This window comes from Pseudomonas sp. Root569, from assembly GCF_001427465.1.
GTDB lineage: Bacteria > Pseudomonadota > Gammaproteobacteria > Pseudomonadales > Pseudomonadaceae > Aquipseudomonas > Aquipseudomonas synxantha.
Genome location: NZ_LMGQ01000001.1, coordinates 227886 through 244561 on the forward strand (window position 1 = coordinate 227886; position 16676 = coordinate 244561).

Here is a 16676-nt window from a genome sequence, read left to right on the forward strand (position 1 = left end):
TCGAAGGAACATGTCCCATGAAAACACTACTTGGCGCACTGACCAGCGCGACGCTGCTGCTCGCCACCACAACCAGTTTCGCTGCCTCGACCGTGGACCTGACGGTCAAGGGCCTGATCGTCCCCAGCGCGTGCACGCCGAGCCTGTCCAGTGGCGGCGTGATTGACCATGGCAAGATTTCCGCCAAGGACCTCAACCCCGACAACCCGACAATGATTGGTTTGCACACCCTGACGATGGCGGTGGTCTGCGAGGGGCAGACCCTTATTGCGCTGCAATCGGAAGACAATCGTAAAGGCTCGTCTATCAGTAACGGCGATTACGGTTTGGGCCTGATCAATGGCACCGAGAAACTCGGCCACTATCACATCAGAGTCATTAACCCCATCGCTGACGGCGTCGCAGTGCAGTCCATTGCCTCTATCAACGGCCAGGACAATTGGTTCCTTGAAAAATTCTGGGACCCCAACTTTTACATTTCGGTAGCCGACATGAGTGACCCGACTCAGCCGGTGCCGGTGCAAGAACTGCTGCTGGACCTGGAGGTGGATACCACCATCAACCGCACGGATCGCCTGGACCTGAGCAATGAAGTCCAGATTGATGGTTCAGCCACCCTGACCGTGATGTATCTCTAATCTGCTGTACGCCCATGCCGGCCTGCATGGGCTTTTTTTCGTATCGGCCACCCTCATTCGACCCAGTGACCTGCACCGATGAACATGCGCCCTCGCCTTTTTGCTGTCGTACTCGCACTGACACTGGCCGCCCCGGCGCTCGCGGCCTCCTTCGTCGACCTTACGGTGACCGGCAGGCTGACCCCTGACGCCTGTAATGTGGAACTGTCCGACAACGGCTCCGTCGATCACGGCCGCATTCCCGCCCACACCCTCAGCAGCGACGAATTCACCGTATTGCCGGCTCAACTGCTGGAACTGACGGTGCGCTGTAACCGGCCGATGCTGTTTGCCCTGGTGGGCATCGACAACCGTGCGGATTCATCCCTGGCACCGGATTACTTCTACGGCCTGGGCAGAAATGTCCACGCCCCCCAAGAACGCCTCGGCTCCGTGGCACTGTCGTTGCGTAACCCGGTAGGCGACGCCCAGACGATGCAGGTATTGGCTTCCTACGACAGCGGCGAAACCTGGGCGGCGGAGCCCAATGCCTATCCCAGGTCCTACATGGGGTTCGCCCTGCCCGGCGACCGTCTACCGGACTTCATCCGCCAGTTGAACGTCCAACTGCGGGTCGACACCTCGATCAACTTTTCGCAGTACCTGACCCTGGATCAGGAAGTGCCCCTCGACGGTTCCGTCGTCCTGGACTTGCGCTACCTCTGACCCACTCACTTGCCCAATGGAAACTTCGTCATGACGTCGACACGCCTCACACTTGCGACCCTGGCCTTACTGTTGAGCCTCAATGCCCAGGCTGACGGCATGGTGCCCGACACCTCCGTGGTAATCATCCACGAAGCCGATGGTGAGGCGGCTGTCTCGGTCACCAACACCGACAGCAACCTGGCCTTGCTGCACGTGACCTTGCAAGACATTCCCGAAGACTCCGAGCCGCTGCTGGTGGTGACGCCACCGTTGTCCAGGGTGGAAAGCGGCAAGTCGCAACTGGTGCGCTTCATCCTGCAAAACCAGGCGCCGTTGCGCACTCAGCGCCTCAAACGCGCGATTTTTGAAGGCATGCCCCAGGGCCGGGCCGCCACCGAAGCCGGGCACGCCCGGGTCGGCGTGACCGTACGCCAGAACCTGCCGGTGATCGTGCATCCCAAGGGCCTGGCGATTAATCGCACACCCTGGACCGACCTGACCTGGACCCTGCGCGACGGCACATTGCAGGTGCGTAACGATACGCCGTATGTGGTGCGCCTCGCCCAGGAACTGCGCCTGCTGCCCGGCGACGGCCAGGCGACCTTGCCACGCACTTATGTGCTGCCCGGCGAAACCCTCAATGTGCCGGCTACCGGCGGGCCAGCGACCCAGGTGCGGCTGCAGCCGGCCACCGTGTATGGCTTTGCCGTGGCCGCCTACGACGCGCCTATCACCCTTTGAAACCAACAGGCGCCAGGCAGGCGCCTGCATAACGAGTGACGGCGCATCGACCGTTGCCAGGACGCCGCCAACGTAGCCAGGGCCGGCACCGGGCGTCCACCAGATTGAGTGCCTTTCGTGAAAACAGTCCTGAGTTACCGTGACGGCGAAGCCGTGCCCGCTGCATCTGCCCGTCCACCGTTGGCGACCCTGGTATTGCTGTGCGCACTGGTGCCGGCCAAGGCGTGGCCCGACGCCGCGCCAAGGCCAGGCTTCGACGCACAGACCCTGAACCAGCGCGGCATTGATCCGCAACTGGCGAGCCTGCTGCTGGACGCGCCGCGTTTCGCCGCTGGCCGGCATAAGATCACCCTGCGGGTCAACGGCCAGCGTCGAGGGCGGCTAGAGGTGGCGTTCGATCAGCAGGGCAGGCTGTGCTTCGACCGCGGCCTGCTGGAGGCTGCCCATCTGCTGACGCCCAACGACAGCGGCCCGTGCCACGATTTTATCGGGCAGTACCCGCAAAGCCTGGTGGAGCCGGATCCGGCCACGCTCTCGGTGGCACTGGTGGTACCCACCGATGCCTTACGCCCGGTGCCCCAGGATGTTTCGGGGTATGAAACCGGTGGGTTCGCCGGTCTGCTCAACTACGACCTCAGTGGTTTCTACAACCGTTACGGCGATGATGCCAGCCGGTTCGGCTCGGCCAATACTGAAATCGGGTTCAATGCCGGCGACTGGATCGTACGCAGCCGCCAGGTGCAAACCTGGCAGGACGGCTTGTCACGCAGCACCCACCTGGAAGCCTATGCCCAGCGCACCTTCGCCAGCCACCAGGCGGTGCTGCAAGCCGGGCAGATCAACCTCTATAACCCGGTGTTGGCCGGCGCGCAGATCAACGGGGTGCAGGTACTCACCGAGCAAGCCCTGCAGGAGCAAGGCCAGGGCGCGGTGATCGAAGGCATCGCCAACAGTCCGGCGCAAGTCGAGGTACGCCAGAACGGGGCGTTGATCCATTCCACGGTGGTGCCCGCCGGGCCATTTGCCCTGAGCGATGTGCGGCGCCTCAACACCCGTTCGGATGTGGAGGTCACGATCAAGGAAAGCGTCGGCGGTGAACGGCGGTTCACCGTGCCGGCGGCGATGCTGGGCCTCGGTTTGCCGGCCCCGGGCTACTCCCTGGCGGCGGGCCGCGTGCGCAATATCGGCGATGCACAGGGCACCGACCCCTGGGTGGCCAGCGCCGGCTGGACCGGCCCCGTGCACGCGCAACTGAGCGTCAGCGGCGGCGTGACGGTGGCCGACGACTACCGTGCCAGCGGCGTCAGCCTGAACTGGCTGCCCTGGCTGGACAGCCAAGTGCAACTGACCAGCCAGCTCTCCGATAGCAGCGGCTGGGAACAGGTGTCTGGCGTGCAGACCGACCTGTCCTGGTCACAGCGCCTGAATGAGCGATGGTCATTCAGTGTCGCCAATTCCTGGCGCAGCCCCGGCTATCGCGAGCTGGAAGAAAGCACCTACCGTCAGGTCAGCAACGAGCAGAGTCGTTCGCGTTACCGCGACCAGCAAAGCGCCACCTTGGGCTGGTCCCACCCCTGGCTCGGCGCCTTCAGTGCCGGGTTTTCCCGCGCCGCTAGCTTCGACGGCCGCAGCAGCAGTCGAGGCCTGGCGTCGTGGGGCACCAGCGTCGGCGGGGTATCACTGTCTGCCAGCGCCGAATGGCAGATGGGCGGGCAGAATCAACAGGACAATGCCGTGTACCTGAATATCAGCCTGCCCCTGGGCGAGAATCGCCGGATGCGCGCCTGGGCACGTAATTCCGGTGGCGAACACCGCACCGGCGTGGGTATCAACGACCAGCTCGACGATCAATTGAGCTATCGCGTCAGCGCCGAGCACGACACCCGCGATAACCAAGTGGAAACCACCCTGGGCCTCTCGGCCCTGCCGCGCTACACCCAACTCGACTTGAGCTACAGCCGCTCCGACGCCGAGCGTTCCAGCTACCAGGGCGGCGCACGCGGCGGCGTGGTGCTGCATGGTGATGGCGTGACCTTCTCACCCTACCCGGTGCGCGACACCTTCGCCCTGCTCTCGGTCGGTGAGATGAGCGGGATCAAGGTCAGCACGCCCAGCGGGCCGGTCTGGACCGATTGGCAAGGCCAGGCGGTAGTGCCCCAGGTGAGCGCCTATGGACGCAGCCCGGTGGAGGTCCAGACCCGTTCGCTGCCGCGCAACGCCGATATCAACAACGGCCTGGCGGTGATCGCCGCAGGCCGCGGCGCGGTGGACCGGGTCGAGTTCGGCGTGGGCCTGACGCGCCGCGCATTGCTCACCGTCAGCACCGATGAGGGCGCGCCCTTGCCGAGGGGCGCCTCGGTCAGCACCGCAGAGGGTGAGTTCGTCACCCTGGTGCAGGACTCCAGCCAAGTGTTCCTGCCCAATGTGTTGGAGCAGCCGACGCTGTGGGTCACTTTGCCCGGAGGCAGCCGTTGTGTGTTGCGCTTCGAGTTGCCGAAGAAAGCCGACCCCTCAGTGTATTTCGAAACTGCCCCTGCCCGATGCCAAACGCCTTGAGGATCACCGTGATGTCCCGTATGACTTTCTTGCGCCCTATCAGCCTGTGGCTACTGCTCGGCCTGGCCGGCAACGTCTTGGCTGCGGATGAATGCCAGCTCACGCTCAGCGAATCGCTGCTGGATTTCGGCTTGATGAGCCGTATCGCCCAGAACGACAGTGCGCCACAACGCCTGCTCGGCGAACGGCGCCTGAGCCTGACCTTCAATTGCCCCCAGCCCCAAGACCTGAGCCTGTTCTACCGCGCCCTGGCCGCCGATGCGCAGCAACTGCAATTTACCGAGCACGGTCACTACCAGATTGAAGCCAGCAACGGTGTGGTCGATGGCAAAGCGGTGGAGTTAGGCTTGCTCGCCGCCCGGGGGCAGCCACCGCTGAGCAACGCCAGTGTGCAGGACTGGCACGCCGGCCATGGCATCGCACCGACCTTGCAGGGCAGCGTGGTCACAGGCAGCACCCTGTCCCTGCAACTGACGCTGCGCGCCTGGGCCGACAGTGCCGCCACCCGGGTGCGAGACGCCACCACCTGGGAAGTGTCCGGAACCTTTTACTCGCCGTTGCAGGGGCGCTACCGCGAACTGACCTTGCGCGCGCATTTTGCCCCGGCCGCCTGCCAACCGTCACTGTCCGATCATGGCGTGGTGGATTACGGCGTCCTGCCGGCGAAAAGCCTGAACGCCACCACCGAAACCCCGATGCCCCTGAGGACCCTGGGCTTTGCCGTCAGTTGCGATGCGCCGACCCCGTTCGCCCTGCGCATGCACGATAACCGCGAAGGCTCGGCCACCGGTGGTATCGATGAGACCGCCTACGGTCTGGACCTGGATGCCGGCCGCAACAAAATCGGCGTGTATTTCGTTACGGTCGACCCGGCGGAATTCACCGCCGATGCCTTCACATCGCTGTATCGAACCGATTCCACCAGCAACGGCGTGGCCTGGAGCAGCTCCAGCCAGCGCCAGATCCCCATGGCCGCCAACAGCATCATGGGTTTCACCGACAGGCTCGGCACCACCACAGGGCCGGTGGCTATCCAGAACCTGAGCGGCACCGTACGCATCAAGACCTACCTGGCCCCCACACAATCGCTGGACCTGCGTGAAGTGGTGCGTATCAACGGCTCTGGCACCATCGAAATCATCTACTTGTAAGGAGTTCGCCTGATGAACATCCACCGCACTGCACTGCCCGCCTTGTTGCTTGCGCTGAGCGCCGCGCCGGCCCAAGCCGCCTCCAGCATCGACCTGAGTGTCCTGGGCCGTATCATCCCCACGGCTTGCACGCCACTGTTGTCCGCAGGCGGAGTAATCGACTACGGCAAGATTTCCCACCAGGACCTGAACCTCGAGCAAGGCACGCGCCTGCCCGTCAAGACTCTGCAGATCAGCATCGACTGCAATGCGCCCAGCCGCTATGCCCTGCGCATGCGCGACAACCGCGACGGCTCGGCCACGGTCAACAGTGAGATTTACTACGGGCTGGGTTTCGACCACAGCGGCAACCGTCTCGGCCTGTACTCCATGAGCTTCGACCCACGACAAACCCAGGCGGACACCATCGCGTCGATCTACGGCACCGAGTCGACCACCGGCGGCGTGGCCTGGCGCACCGCCAACCTCAACCCCATCGACATCGGCGCCAACAGCTACCTGGGCTTTACCGACATCGAAGGCAGCGTCGCCGGGCCCTCGGCGATTGGCACGCTGACCGGCACCGTGAGTATCCACACCGTGATCAGCGCCCGGCGCAACCTCGACCTGAGCGTCGACACGCCCCTGGATGGCTCGGCCACGCTGGAAGTGGTTTACCTCTAGACCTTCTCGCTGGAGACCTGCACATAGCGCGCCCGCCCGGCACCCAGGCCCGCCACGATCGCGCCCAGGCCGATCACGGCGAAGATCCAGCCGGTAGCGCCCCAGCCCCCGGTCCAGTCATGCACCAGGCCGACTGCGAACGGGCCCATGGAGGCCAGGGTGTAGCCGAAGCCCTGGGCCATGCTCGACAGGTTGGCCGCGACATGGGAATCGCGCGAACGCAACACGATCAAGGTCAGCGCCAGGCTGAAAGTGCCGCCCTGCCCCAGGCCGAGCAGAATCGCCCAGCCCCATAGCCCATCCAAGGGCGCATAGAGACAACCGAACAGGCCGCCGAGGGTCAGCAGCATCACCACTACGATAGCCAAGCGCTGGTCTTTGCCGCGGGTGGCCAGCCAGGGCGCGGCGAGCGAACTGAACAACTGCACGATGATCGAGCCGGACAGCGCCAACCCGGCCTCAGTAGCACTCAGGCCGCGCCCGATCAGGATCGACGGCAGCCAGCCAAACACGATGTAGGCCAGGGAGGATTGCAGGCCCATGTACAAGGTGACCTGCCACGCCAGCGGGTCGCGCAGCAAACCTCTTACGCGATAGGCGACCTGATGGGCACCGTGTTTCGGCCCGACCTGGGGCAACCAGAACAACGCCGCCAGCAGCGCCGGTAAAATCCAGAACCCCAGGCCGATGTTCCAGCTGCCGCCGAAGTAATGACTCAACGGCACCGTAGCCCCCGCCGCCAGCGCGGCGCCCAGGCACAGGGCCATGGTGTAGACGCCAGTCATGGTGCCGGCGTGCCTGGCAAAGTCACGCTTGACGATGCCCGGCAACAACACGCCGATGATGCCGATACTCGCACCAGCGATCAGGCTGCCGGCGAACAGGCCCACCTCACCTAAGGAGCTGCGCAGAATGATGCCGGCGGCCAGTGTCAGCAGAATGCCCAGCACCACGCGCTCAGCACCAAAACGCCGCGCCAGCACCGGCGCCAGCGGCGCGAACAGGCCCAGGCACAGCACCGGCAAGGTGGTCAGCAACCCGGCCTTGGCCGCCGACAACCCCAGGCTCGCGGACACCTCGCTGAGCAGCGGCGCCATGCTCGACAGCGCCGGGCGCAGGTTCAGCGCCACCAGGATCAGGCCCAGCAGCAACAGCCACGGGCGGGTGACGAGCGGCGATGTGTGTTGCACCACCTCGTCATCGGCTTCGGCGTCGATCAACAGCTCTTCGACTTCAGTCTTGCGTTGGGTTTCAGGGTTCATTGATCAACTGCCGGCAGAGGGATTTGGCGCGTTCGGGGTCTTGGTGCTCTACCGCGTCGAGCAAGGCGCTGTGCAGGTCGAACACGGCCTGGCGACGCGGTGAGATGTTCAGGGTCTGGCGCAACTGCGCGCCGACGATGGCCGAAAAGTAGTGGTACAGCTCGCTCAATGCCGGGTTATGTGCGGCATCTACCAACCGACGATGGAACACCAGGTCGGCGTTGATGTAAGCCTCCAGGTCACCGTGATACAGCTCGGCGCTGACCTGGAGCGTCTGGCGCAACGCGCCGAGGTCTTCATCGGTGCGCCGCACTGCGGCGAGGCCGACAGCCTCCACTTCGAGGATCTGCCGCGTCTCCTGCGCCTGCTCCAGCGTGCAATGGGACAGCGCACGCATTGTGCCCAACGGATCGGTCATCGAGCGCAGATAGCTGCCGTCACCCTGGCGGATTTCGATCAAGCCAGAGAACGCCAACACACGCATGGCCTCGCGCACGGTATTGCGGCTGATGCCCAGCTCGGCAGACAGCTCCGGCTCGGTGGGCAGGCGTTCGCCGATGGCCCACACGCCTTGGGCAATGCGCAGACGTAACTGCTCCAGGGCCTGGTCGACCAGGGAGCGTTTGATCAGTGGGGCGATGTCTGTCATGGGGTTTGCGCTTTCGTCCAATCATAGGATGAATTTTCCTACAGGCTATTCGGAGTTGCCTACAAAGGCAACGCACTAGGGTTCTTAGGCAGCAAAAAGGAGCAGTATTTTCGATTGGTAAAATTACCCTCATAGGGTAATTATTGGACTCAGGTGTCTTATGGAAAAGTACACACCTCATTACGATTTGGCGGTGATCAAGGCGGATGTCAGGCGGCTTGGAAGGAAAGCATTTACCCAGTCAGCACAACGATGCGGCTGGGACCTGTGCTTTAGCCTTGGGGAAATGCAGGAGGTCATCTATGAGTTGCAAAACTGGATGTTGTACAAGTCGATGACCACTTATGGAGACCATCGAGTCTGGCAGGACGTGTACCACACTCATTCGAAAGGCAGGGAGATTTACATCAAGGTCACTTACTGCACAGACGGTAGGCCTCCGGTAATCTCCTTCAAGGAGAAACACCCATGAAAAAAACCGAGCTGTGCTACATCTGTGGCGCCCCTGATGCATTGAGCTATTTCGAGGGCCGCAGCGAAACCATAAGCGTCAAAGGCATGGAGCGTCGAGTCGACAATCTTGCAGGCTGGGAATGCAAGGTATGCGGCGACGGCTTTTGGGACCCCGATACCGATAGTGCAGATCGCTATGGCGAAGCGGGTGACGAGCTAGTCCTCGCCGCTCGAAAAATGATCGGCGCCGAGATGAAGCGCATCCGCCGAAAACTGCACCTTACGCAAAAGGAAGCCGTGGATTTGCTGTCCGGTGGCGGCCACAACGCATTCTCCCGGTACGAACGCGGCGAAGTTCCAGCCCCCAAACCCTTGGTGCTGCTGATGCGATTCTTGGATCGCCACCCGCACCTGCTTGCGGACGCGAAAGCCCTGGCGGAAGGCGCTGATATGCGCGGCGCCTTCACCTACACCGTGAACAACGACACTGAAGCACTCAAAGCGTCCTAACCCAAAAAATAAACCCGGCCAGGCCGGGTTTGTTTTTTCAAACACCGATCAATGCAAAATCTGGCTCAAGAACAACTTGGTTCGATCATTCTGCGGGTTGTCAAAGAAGTCATTCGGCGCCGCCTGTTCCACGATCTCGCCCTTGTCCATGAAGATCACACGGTTGGCCACGGTGCGGGCAAAGCCCATTTCGTGGGTCACGCACAACATGGTCATGCCGTCTTCGGCCAGGCCGATCATGGTGTCCAATACCTCCTTGACCATTTCCGGGTCCAGCGCCGAAGTCGGTTCGTCGAACAGCATGATTTTCGGCTTCATGCACAGCGCACGGGCAATCGCCACACGCTGTTGCTGGCCGCCGGAGAGTTGCCCCGGAAACTTGTGAGCCTGCTCCGGGATGCGCACGCGCTCCAGGTAATGCATGGCGATTTCCTCGGCCTTGCGCTTGGGCATCTTGCGCACCCACATCGGCGCCAGTGTGCAGTTCTGCAGGATGGTCAGATGCGGGAACAGGTTGAAGTGCTGGAATACCATGCCGACTTCACGGCGGATCGCTTCGATCTGCTTGAGGTCGTTGGTCAGCTCCACGCCATCAACCACGATACGGCCCTGCTGGTGCTCTTCCAGACGATTGAGGCAGCGGATGGTGGTGGACTTGCCCGAACCCGACGGGCCGCACAGCACGATGCGCTCGCCTTGCTTGACGTTGAGGTTGATGTCCTTCAACACATGGAACTGGCCGTACCACTTGTTGACACCCTGCATCTGGATAATGCCTTCAGGGCTCACAGGCTGCTTGATTGCTTCGCTCATAAAAACCACTCCTAACGCTTGTGGCCGGTGTCGAGCTTGCGTTCCAGGTGCATGGAATAGCGCGACATGCCAAAACAGAAAATCCAGAACACCAGGGCGGCGAACACGTAGCCTTCGGTTGCCATGCCCAGCCATTTGGGGTCGGCGGCGGCTTGCTTGACGCTGTTGAGCAGGTCGAACAGGCCGATGATGATCACAAGGCTGGTGTCCTTGAACAGTGCGATGAAGGTATTGACGATCCCCGGGATCACCATCTTCAAAGCCTGCGGCAGAATCACCAGGCCCATGCTGCGCCAGTAACCCAGGCCCATCGCCGCGGCGGCTTCGTACTGCCCCTTGGGAATCGCCTGCAAGCCACCACGCACCACTTCTGCCACATAGGCCGACTGGAACAGGATCACGCCGATCAGCGCTCGCAGCAGCTTGTCGAAGTTCATGCCTTCGGGCAGGAACAACGGCAACATCACCGAGGACATGAACAGCACGGTGATCAACGGCACGCCGCGCCAGAACTCGATGAAGGTCACGCAAACCACCCGGATCGCCGGCATGTTCGAGCGCCGCCCCAACGCCAACACAATGCCCAGCGGCAAGGCACCAGCGATGCCGACCGTGGCAATCACCAGGGTCAGCATCAGGCCGCCCCATTGGCTGGTCGCCACCGTGCTCAGGCCGAAGACGCCGCCGTGCAGCAGGAAGTAGGCGATGATCGGGTACAGCACCAGAAAGCCCAGACCGTAGATCGCCTTGCGTTGCAAACGCGAGATGAACAACGGCGCCACGCCGACAATGGCCAGCCACACCGTCAGGTCTACGCGCCAGCGCAGCTCGCCTGGGTAGTATCCGTACATGAATTGCCCGAAGCGTTGTTGGATGAACACCCAGCAAGCACCCTCTTTCGTGCAATCGGCGCGGGTAGTGCCGACCCAGTTGGCGTCGAGAATGGCCCACTGCAGGATCGGCGGCACCACCAGGTACACCAGGTAGATCGCCAGCAAGGTCAGCAGGGTGTTGAGCCAGCTTGAGAACAAGTTGGCGCGCATCCACGCCACCGGCCCGAAGACTTTGCTCGGCGGCGGCATGTCAGGTTTGAACGTATGCGTCGTCATGGGCGTTTCCTCACCGCTCGATCAGCGCAATGCGCTTGTTGTACCAGTTCATCAGCAGGGAAATGCTGATGCTGATCGCCAGGTACACGCTCATGGTGATGGCAATGACCTCGATGGCCTGGCCGGTCTGGTTGAGCACCGTGCCGGCAAACAGCGAAACCATTTCCGGGTAGCCGATACCGGCGGCCAGCGACGAGTTTTTCGCCAGGTTCAGGTATTGGCTGGTCAGCGGCGGGATGATCACGCGCAGCGCCTGCGGGATGATGACCTTGCGCAGCGTTGGCCCCGGGCGCAAGCCTAGTGAGCGCGCGGCTTCGGTCTGGCCGTGGCTCACGGACTTGATCCCCGAGCGCACAATCTCGGCGATAAACGCCGCTGTATACACCGTCAGCGCCAGGGTCAGCGCCAGCAGTTCAGGGATCAATACCCAGCCACCGACGAAGTTGAAGCCTGCAAGCCGGGGCATTTCCCAGTGCAGCGGCGCGCCGAAGATCAACGCACATAACGCCGGGATCACGATGAACAGCGCCAGGCCGGCCCAGAATTTATGGAAGGGTACGCCAGTGGCTTCAAAGCGCCTGTTGGCCCAGCGGGTCATCAGCACGATGGCGACAATGGCGATCACCAGGCTGGCGACAAATGGCCAGAACCCGTCGGCCGCCAGGGCTGCCGGCATGTTCAGACCACGACTGCTGACGAAGAAGGTGTCACCGAAGTTATGGCTGTTGCGCGGCCCCGGCATGGTCAGGAACACCGCGAAATACCAGAACAGGATTTGCAGTAACGGCGGGATATTGCGAAAGACTTCTACGTAGACCGTCGCCAGCTTGCTGATCATCCAGTTGGGCGACAGCCGCGCCACGCCGATGATAAAGCCGAGCAGGGTTGCCAGCACCACACCGATCACGGTCACCAGCAAGGTATTGAGCAAGCCGATCACAAACACCCGGGCATAGCTGTCCGATTCGGTGTAGTCGATCAAATGCTGCGCGATGCCGAAGCCGGCACTGCGTTCAAGAAAGTCGAAACCCGAGGTAATACCCCGGTGTTGCAGGTTGGTCTGGGTGTTATGGAACAGGTACCAGCCCAGCGAGACCACCGCCACGATGGTGATGATCTGGAATAGCCACGCGCGCACTTTGGGATCGCTGAAGCTGAGCTTCTGCTTGGGTGCGCCGATTTGATTTTGCATGAAGTGCCCCGCAAAGAATGGAACAGAACATCACCCGGCGGTTGGCCCACCGGGTGATAGAACCATCAGCGATCAGCGCACAGGGGGTGCGTATTGGATGCCGCCGTTGTTCCACAGCGCGTTCAGGCCACGGTCGATTTCCAGTGGCGTGCTCTTGCCCAGGTTGCGCTCGAACATTTCGCCGTAGTTGCCCACTTGCTTGACGATCTGTACGACCCAGTCCTTCTTCACTTTCAAGTCTTTGCCATATTCACCGTCGGCACCGAGCAAACGCGCGACGTCGGGGTTCTTGGTGGACTTGGCTTCAGCTTCAACGTTTTTCGAGGTCACACCGGCTTCTTCAGCGTTGAGCATGGCGTAGCCCACCCAGCGCACGATGGCCAGCCACTCGTCGTCACCGTTACGCACGACCGGGCCCAGAGGCTCCTTGGAAATGGTTTCCGGCAGCACCACGTAGTCTTTCGGCGCGGCCAGCTTGCTGCGCTGGGCAAACAGTTGCGACTTATCGGATGTCAACACGTCGCAACGCCCGGATTCCAGCGACTTGGCGCTTTCGTCGGAGGTGTCGAAGGTGATCGGGGTGTACTTGAGGTTATTGGCGCGGAAGTAGTCGGAAACGTTCAGCTCGGTGGTGGTACCGGCCTGGATGCAGATGGTTGCACCGTCCAGTTCCTTGGCGCTTTTCACGCCGAGCTTGTTGTTGACCAAAAAGCCGATGCCGTCGTAGTAGGTAATGAAGCCTGGGAATTTCAGGCCCATGCCCGCATCGCGAGAGCTGGTCATGGTGGTGTTGCGCGACAGGATGTCGACTTCGCCCGATTGCAGCGCGGTGAAACGCTCCTTGGCATTCAACTGGCTGAACTTGACTTTGGTGGCGTCACCGAAAACCGCAGCGGCTACGGCGCGGCAGTAGTCGGCATCAATGCCGAGGATCTTGCCACTGGCATCCGGCACCGAGAAGCCCGGCAGGCCATCACTCACGCCACATTGCACAAAGCCTTTCTTCTGCACGGCATCCAGGGTGGCGCCCGCCTGGGCAAACCCACTGACACCCAATACAGCCGCCGCAGTGACGATGGCCAGGGTGGATTTCAATACCTTCATTCAAACCTCCAGTTGCTCTTGTTGTGTCCAAGCTCCAACCCCAGCGCACCCTTATGAGGCGATATCGACCCGTGTTGGCTTTTTTTGGGGTCAAGCGGCATGAGGTTTTCGCAATCATTCCAGCGGCTATCCCCTGAACGGCGGTCACTGATAGTGTTACCGTCCCGGGAGAGTTCTGACATCGACCTACACATAGCAAGGCGCGTACCAGAGTGCTGGCCAAGCGCTTGCAACCCTGGGTTAATGGCAAAAGATTCACCCTTGCGACATTCTCTTAACAGATCAACCTGTCGCGCACCGTTCCGACGCCCCCAATCGGAGCGCGCGCACATATATGGAGCAGACATGACCGAACCCTTGATTCTTCAGCCCGCCAAGCCCGCAGATGCCTGCGTTATCTGGTTGCATGGCCTGGGTGCCGATCGCTACGACTTCCTGCCGGTAGCCGAGGCGCTGCAGGAAAGCTTGCTGACCACGCGCTTCGTTTTGCCCCAGGCGCCGACGCGCCCGGTGACCATCAACGGCGGCTACGAGATGCCGAGCTGGTACGACATCAAGGCCATGAGCCCGGCGCGTTCGATCAGCCTGGAAGAACTGGAAGTCTCGGCGAAAATGCTCACTGATTTGATCGAGGCTCAGAAGAGAACCGGGATAGACGCTTCGCGAATTTTCCTCGCGGGTTTTTCCCAGGGCGGTGCCGTGGTTTTCCACACCGCGTTCTTAAATTGGGAGGGGCCACTGGGTGGCGTCATAGCCCTCTCCACCTACGCGCCAACCTTTGATAATGAGCTGGAATTATCCGCCAGCCAGCAGCGCATTCCGACACTGTGCCTGCATGGTCAGTACGACGAGGTGGTGCAGAACGCCATGGGCCGTAGCGCCTATGAGCATTTGAAGGGCCGTGGTGTCACCGTGGCATGGCAGGAATACCCAATGGGCCACGAAGTGTTACCCGAAGAGATACGCGACATCGGCACCTGGCTGGCTGAACGCCTGCGCTGAAACCCGCGTTTATGTAGCCGTATGACAGACGCACTACGCCGCGCCCGATTCTTGCATTACACTGGCCGGCGTATATTCCTTAACCAATTAATGAGATGACCGTGCTCAAAGCACTCAAGAAGATGTTCGGCAAAAGCGCGGCTGAGCCGCTCGCGCCTGTTCCCAGTGCTCCTGCCCCCAAGCCCGGCAACCGCAATGACGGTCCACAGCCTGGCCGGACTACGCCCGCCGCCGCACCGAAACAACCCTCGGTGACGCCGCCTGAACAGGCCCAGCCTGCCGAGGTCGCTACGGCGCCTGCGGCCAAACCACGTCGCGAACGCGCGCCCAAGCCGCCGGTAACCCCGTGGAAACTCGAAGACTTCGTCGTCGAGCCCCAGGAAGGCAAGACCCGCTTCCACGACTTCAAGCTGGCCCCGGAACTCATGCATGCCATCCAGGACCTGGGCTTCCCGTACTGCACGCCGATCCAGGCGCAGGTGCTGGGTTTCACCCTCGCGGGTAAAGACGCCATCGGCCGTGCCCAGACCGGCACCGGCAAGACCGCCGCATTCCTGATCTCGATCATCACCCAGCTGCTGCAGACGCCACCGCCGAAAGAGCGCTACATGGGTGAACCGCGCGCGTTGATCATCGCCCCGACCCGGGAGCTGGTGGTGCAGATCGCCAAGGACGCCGCCGACCTGACCAAGTACACCGGCCTCAACGTGATGACCTTCGTCGGCGGCATGGACTTCGACAAACAGCTCAAGCACCTCGAAGCCCGCCACTGCGATATCCTGGTCGCCACCCCTGGCCGCCTGCTGGACTTCAACCAGCGCGGCGACGTGCACCTGGACATGGTCGAAGTGATGGTGCTGGACGAAGCCGACCGCATGCTCGACATGGGCTTTATCCCGCAAGTCCGCCAGATCATCCGCCAGACCCCGCCCAAAGCCGAGCGCCAGACCCTGCTGTTCTCCGCGACCTTCACCGAAGACGTGATGAACCTCGCCAAGCAGTGGACCACCGACCCGTCCATCGTCGAGATCGAGGCGCTGAACGTCGCCAGCGAAAACGTCGAGCAACACATCTACGCCGTCGCCGGTGCCGACAAGTACAAGCTGCTCTACAACCTGGTCAACGACAACGGTTGGGAGCGCGTGATGGTGTTCGCCAACCGCAAGGACGAAGTGCGCCGCATCGAAGAACGCCTGGTGCGCGATGGCGTCAATGCCGCGCAACTGTCGGGCGACGTGCCGCAGCACAAGCGCATCAAGACGTTGGAAGGCTTTCGCGAAGGCAAGATCCGCGTGCTGGTGGCCACCGACGTGGCCGGGCGCGGTATTCATATCGACGGCATCAGCCACGTGATCAACTTCACCCTGCCGGAAGTGCCGGACGACTACGTGCACCGTATCGGTCGTACCGGGCGTGCCGGGGCTGCGGGTGTGTCGATCAGCTTTGCCGGGGAAGATGATTCGTATCAGTTGCCGTCGATCGAGACACTGCTGGGGCGCAAGATCAGTTGTGAGACGCCGCCAACGCACTTGCTGCGAGCTGTAGAACGCAAACGCCCTTAACGGCTAAAACTCGATCAAAAATGTGGGAGGGGGCTTGCTCCCGATAGCAATGGGTCAATCAACAGAGATGTTGAATGTGCCACCGCTATCGGGAGCAAGCCCCCTCCCACATTTGCATCTGTGTTTGGCGTGCTATTTCCAGCGGTCTGCTGCCGCGTGGTCGCTGTCCCGCCCGTCTACCCAACGCGGCCCCTCGCTGGTGTTTTCCTTCTTCCAGAACGGCGCCCGCGTCTTCAAGTAATCCATCACAAACGCACAGGCATCAAACGCCGCCTGGCGATGCGCACTCGCCGCCGCGACAAACACAATCGGCTCCCCCGGCTCCAGCGCGCCTATTCGATGCAACACCTCCAGCTTGAGCAACGGCCAACGCTGTTCAGCCTCGACGGCAATCTTGGCCAAAGCCTTTTCGGTCATGCCGGAGTAGTGCTCAAGAAACATCCCCGACACCTCGCGCCCGTCATTGAAGTCGCGCACATAGCCGACAAAACTCACCACCGCGCCCACGCCAACATTAGCGTCGTGCATGGCGTTGACTTCAGCGCCGGGATCAAAGGCTTCGACCTGCACACGAATGGCCATGG

Annotated in this window: 17 protein-coding genes; 10 read left to right on the plus strand and 7 right to left on the minus strand. The window is 61.8% G+C overall.

Annotated elements, in window-relative coordinates:
• Positions 1-17 precede the first annotated feature (17 nt).
• The 6 genes from ASD70_RS01080 (at position 18) to ASD70_RS01105 (ending at position 6436) form a co-directional block, all read left to right on the plus strand.
• Positions 18-638, plus strand: coding sequence for a DUF1120 domain-containing protein (locus ASD70_RS01080; protein ID WP_056845471.1), 621 nt, complete (start codon positions 18-20; stop codon positions 636-638).
• Positions 639-716: 78 nt separating this feature from the next.
• On the plus strand, positions 717-1343 hold the full coding sequence (locus ASD70_RS01085; RefSeq protein ID WP_046071016.1) for a DUF1120 domain-containing protein: 627 nt from the start codon (positions 717-719) through the stop codon (positions 1341-1343).
• Positions 1344-1373: 30 nt separating this feature from the next.
• Positions 1374-2066 carry a fimbria/pilus chaperone family protein gene (locus tag ASD70_RS01090; protein WP_046071015.1) on the plus strand — a complete coding sequence of 231 codons (693 nt, stop codon included), beginning with the start codon at positions 1374-1376 and terminating at the stop codon, positions 2064-2066.
• A 117-nt stretch (positions 2067-2183) separates the two neighbouring features.
• Positions 2184-4622: a fimbria/pilus outer membrane usher protein gene (locus ASD70_RS01095; protein WP_177342305.1), complete on the plus strand. Its 2439-nt coding sequence runs from the start codon at positions 2184-2186 to the stop codon at positions 4620-4622.
• Positions 4623-4633: 11 nt separating this feature from the next.
• The gene (locus tag ASD70_RS01100) at positions 4634-5773 is read left to right on the plus strand and encodes a DUF1120 domain-containing protein (protein WP_056845472.1); all 1140 of its coding nucleotides are present in this window, start codon (positions 4634-4636) and stop codon (positions 5771-5773) included.
• Positions 5774-5785: 12 nt separating this feature from the next.
• A complete protein-coding gene (locus tag ASD70_RS01105; RefSeq protein WP_046071013.1) occupies positions 5786-6436 on the plus strand; it encodes a DUF1120 domain-containing protein in 651 nt (216 codons plus the stop codon).
• On the opposite strand, the gene ASD70_RS01110 is transcribed toward ASD70_RS01105, so the two are convergent.
• Together ASD70_RS01110 and ASD70_RS01115 are read right to left on the minus strand one after the other, a co-directional pair.
• Positions 6433-7698: a CynX/NimT family MFS transporter gene (locus ASD70_RS01110; RefSeq protein ID WP_056845473.1), complete on the minus strand. Its 1266-nt coding sequence runs from the start codon at positions 7696-7698 to the stop codon at positions 6433-6435. The two genes, ASD70_RS01105 and ASD70_RS01110, sit on opposite strands and share 4 nt — an antisense overlap.
• On the minus strand, positions 7688-8347 hold the full coding sequence (locus tag ASD70_RS01115) for a FadR/GntR family transcriptional regulator (protein ID WP_046071011.1): 660 nt from the start codon (positions 8345-8347) through the stop codon (positions 7688-7690). Before ASD70_RS01115 ends, ASD70_RS01110 begins: the two co-directional genes overlap by 11 nt.
• A gap of 160 nt (positions 8348-8507) precedes the next feature.
• Here ASD70_RS01115 and ASD70_RS01120 point away from each other — a divergent pair, with 160 nt between their 5' ends.
• Both ASD70_RS01120 and ASD70_RS01125 read left to right on the plus strand, forming a co-directional pair.
• Complete coding sequence (locus ASD70_RS01120; protein WP_056845474.1) at positions 8508-8819, plus strand: type II toxin-antitoxin system MqsR family toxin; 312 nt, start codon at positions 8508-8510, stop codon at positions 8817-8819.
• The gene (locus ASD70_RS01125; protein ID WP_056845475.1) at positions 8816-9310 is read left to right on the plus strand and encodes a type II toxin-antitoxin system MqsA family antitoxin; all 495 of its coding nucleotides are present in this window, start codon (positions 8816-8818) and stop codon (positions 9308-9310) included. Before ASD70_RS01120 ends, ASD70_RS01125 begins: the two co-directional genes overlap by 4 nt.
• A gap of 48 nt (positions 9311-9358) precedes the next feature.
• Here the strand turns inward: ASD70_RS01125 and ASD70_RS01130 are convergent, their stop codons facing one another.
• From ASD70_RS01130 to ASD70_RS01145, 4 genes are all read right to left on the minus strand, one after another.
• Complete coding sequence (locus ASD70_RS01130; RefSeq protein ID WP_003171943.1) at positions 9359-10123, minus strand: amino acid ABC transporter ATP-binding protein; 765 nt, start codon at positions 10121-10123, stop codon at positions 9359-9361.
• 11 nt (positions 10124-10134) lie between these two features.
• Positions 10135-11232: an amino acid ABC transporter permease gene (locus ASD70_RS01135; RefSeq protein WP_046071009.1), complete on the minus strand. Its 1098-nt coding sequence runs from the start codon at positions 11230-11232 to the stop codon at positions 10135-10137.
• A 10-nt stretch (positions 11233-11242) separates the two neighbouring features.
• Positions 11243-12424, minus strand: a complete 1182-nt coding sequence (locus ASD70_RS01140) for an amino acid ABC transporter permease (RefSeq protein WP_046071008.1) — start codon at positions 12422-12424, stop codon at positions 11243-11245.
• A gap of 72 nt (positions 12425-12496) precedes the next feature.
• A complete protein-coding gene (locus tag ASD70_RS01145) occupies positions 12497-13528 on the minus strand; it encodes an amino acid ABC transporter substrate-binding protein (RefSeq protein WP_005785045.1) in 1032 nt (343 codons plus the stop codon).
• A gap of 345 nt (positions 13529-13873) precedes the next feature.
• Here ASD70_RS01145 and ASD70_RS01150 point away from each other — a divergent pair, with 345 nt between their 5' ends.
• Both ASD70_RS01150 and rhlB read left to right on the plus strand, forming a co-directional pair.
• Entirely contained in the window at positions 13874-14530 is a 657-nt protein-coding gene (locus tag ASD70_RS01150; RefSeq protein ID WP_046071007.1) for an alpha/beta hydrolase, read from the plus strand.
• Between the two features lie 95 nt (positions 14531-14625).
• Complete coding sequence (gene rhlB / locus ASD70_RS01155; RefSeq protein WP_046071006.1) at positions 14626-16092, plus strand: ATP-dependent RNA helicase RhlB; 1467 nt, start codon at positions 14626-14628, stop codon at positions 16090-16092.
• Between the two features lie 132 nt (positions 16093-16224).
• Here the strand turns inward: rhlB and moaE are convergent, their stop codons facing one another.
• Positions 16225-16674, minus strand: coding sequence for a molybdopterin synthase catalytic subunit MoaE (gene moaE / locus ASD70_RS01160; protein WP_046071005.1), 450 nt, complete (start codon positions 16672-16674; stop codon positions 16225-16227).
• Positions 16675-16676: the final 2 nt, after the last annotated feature.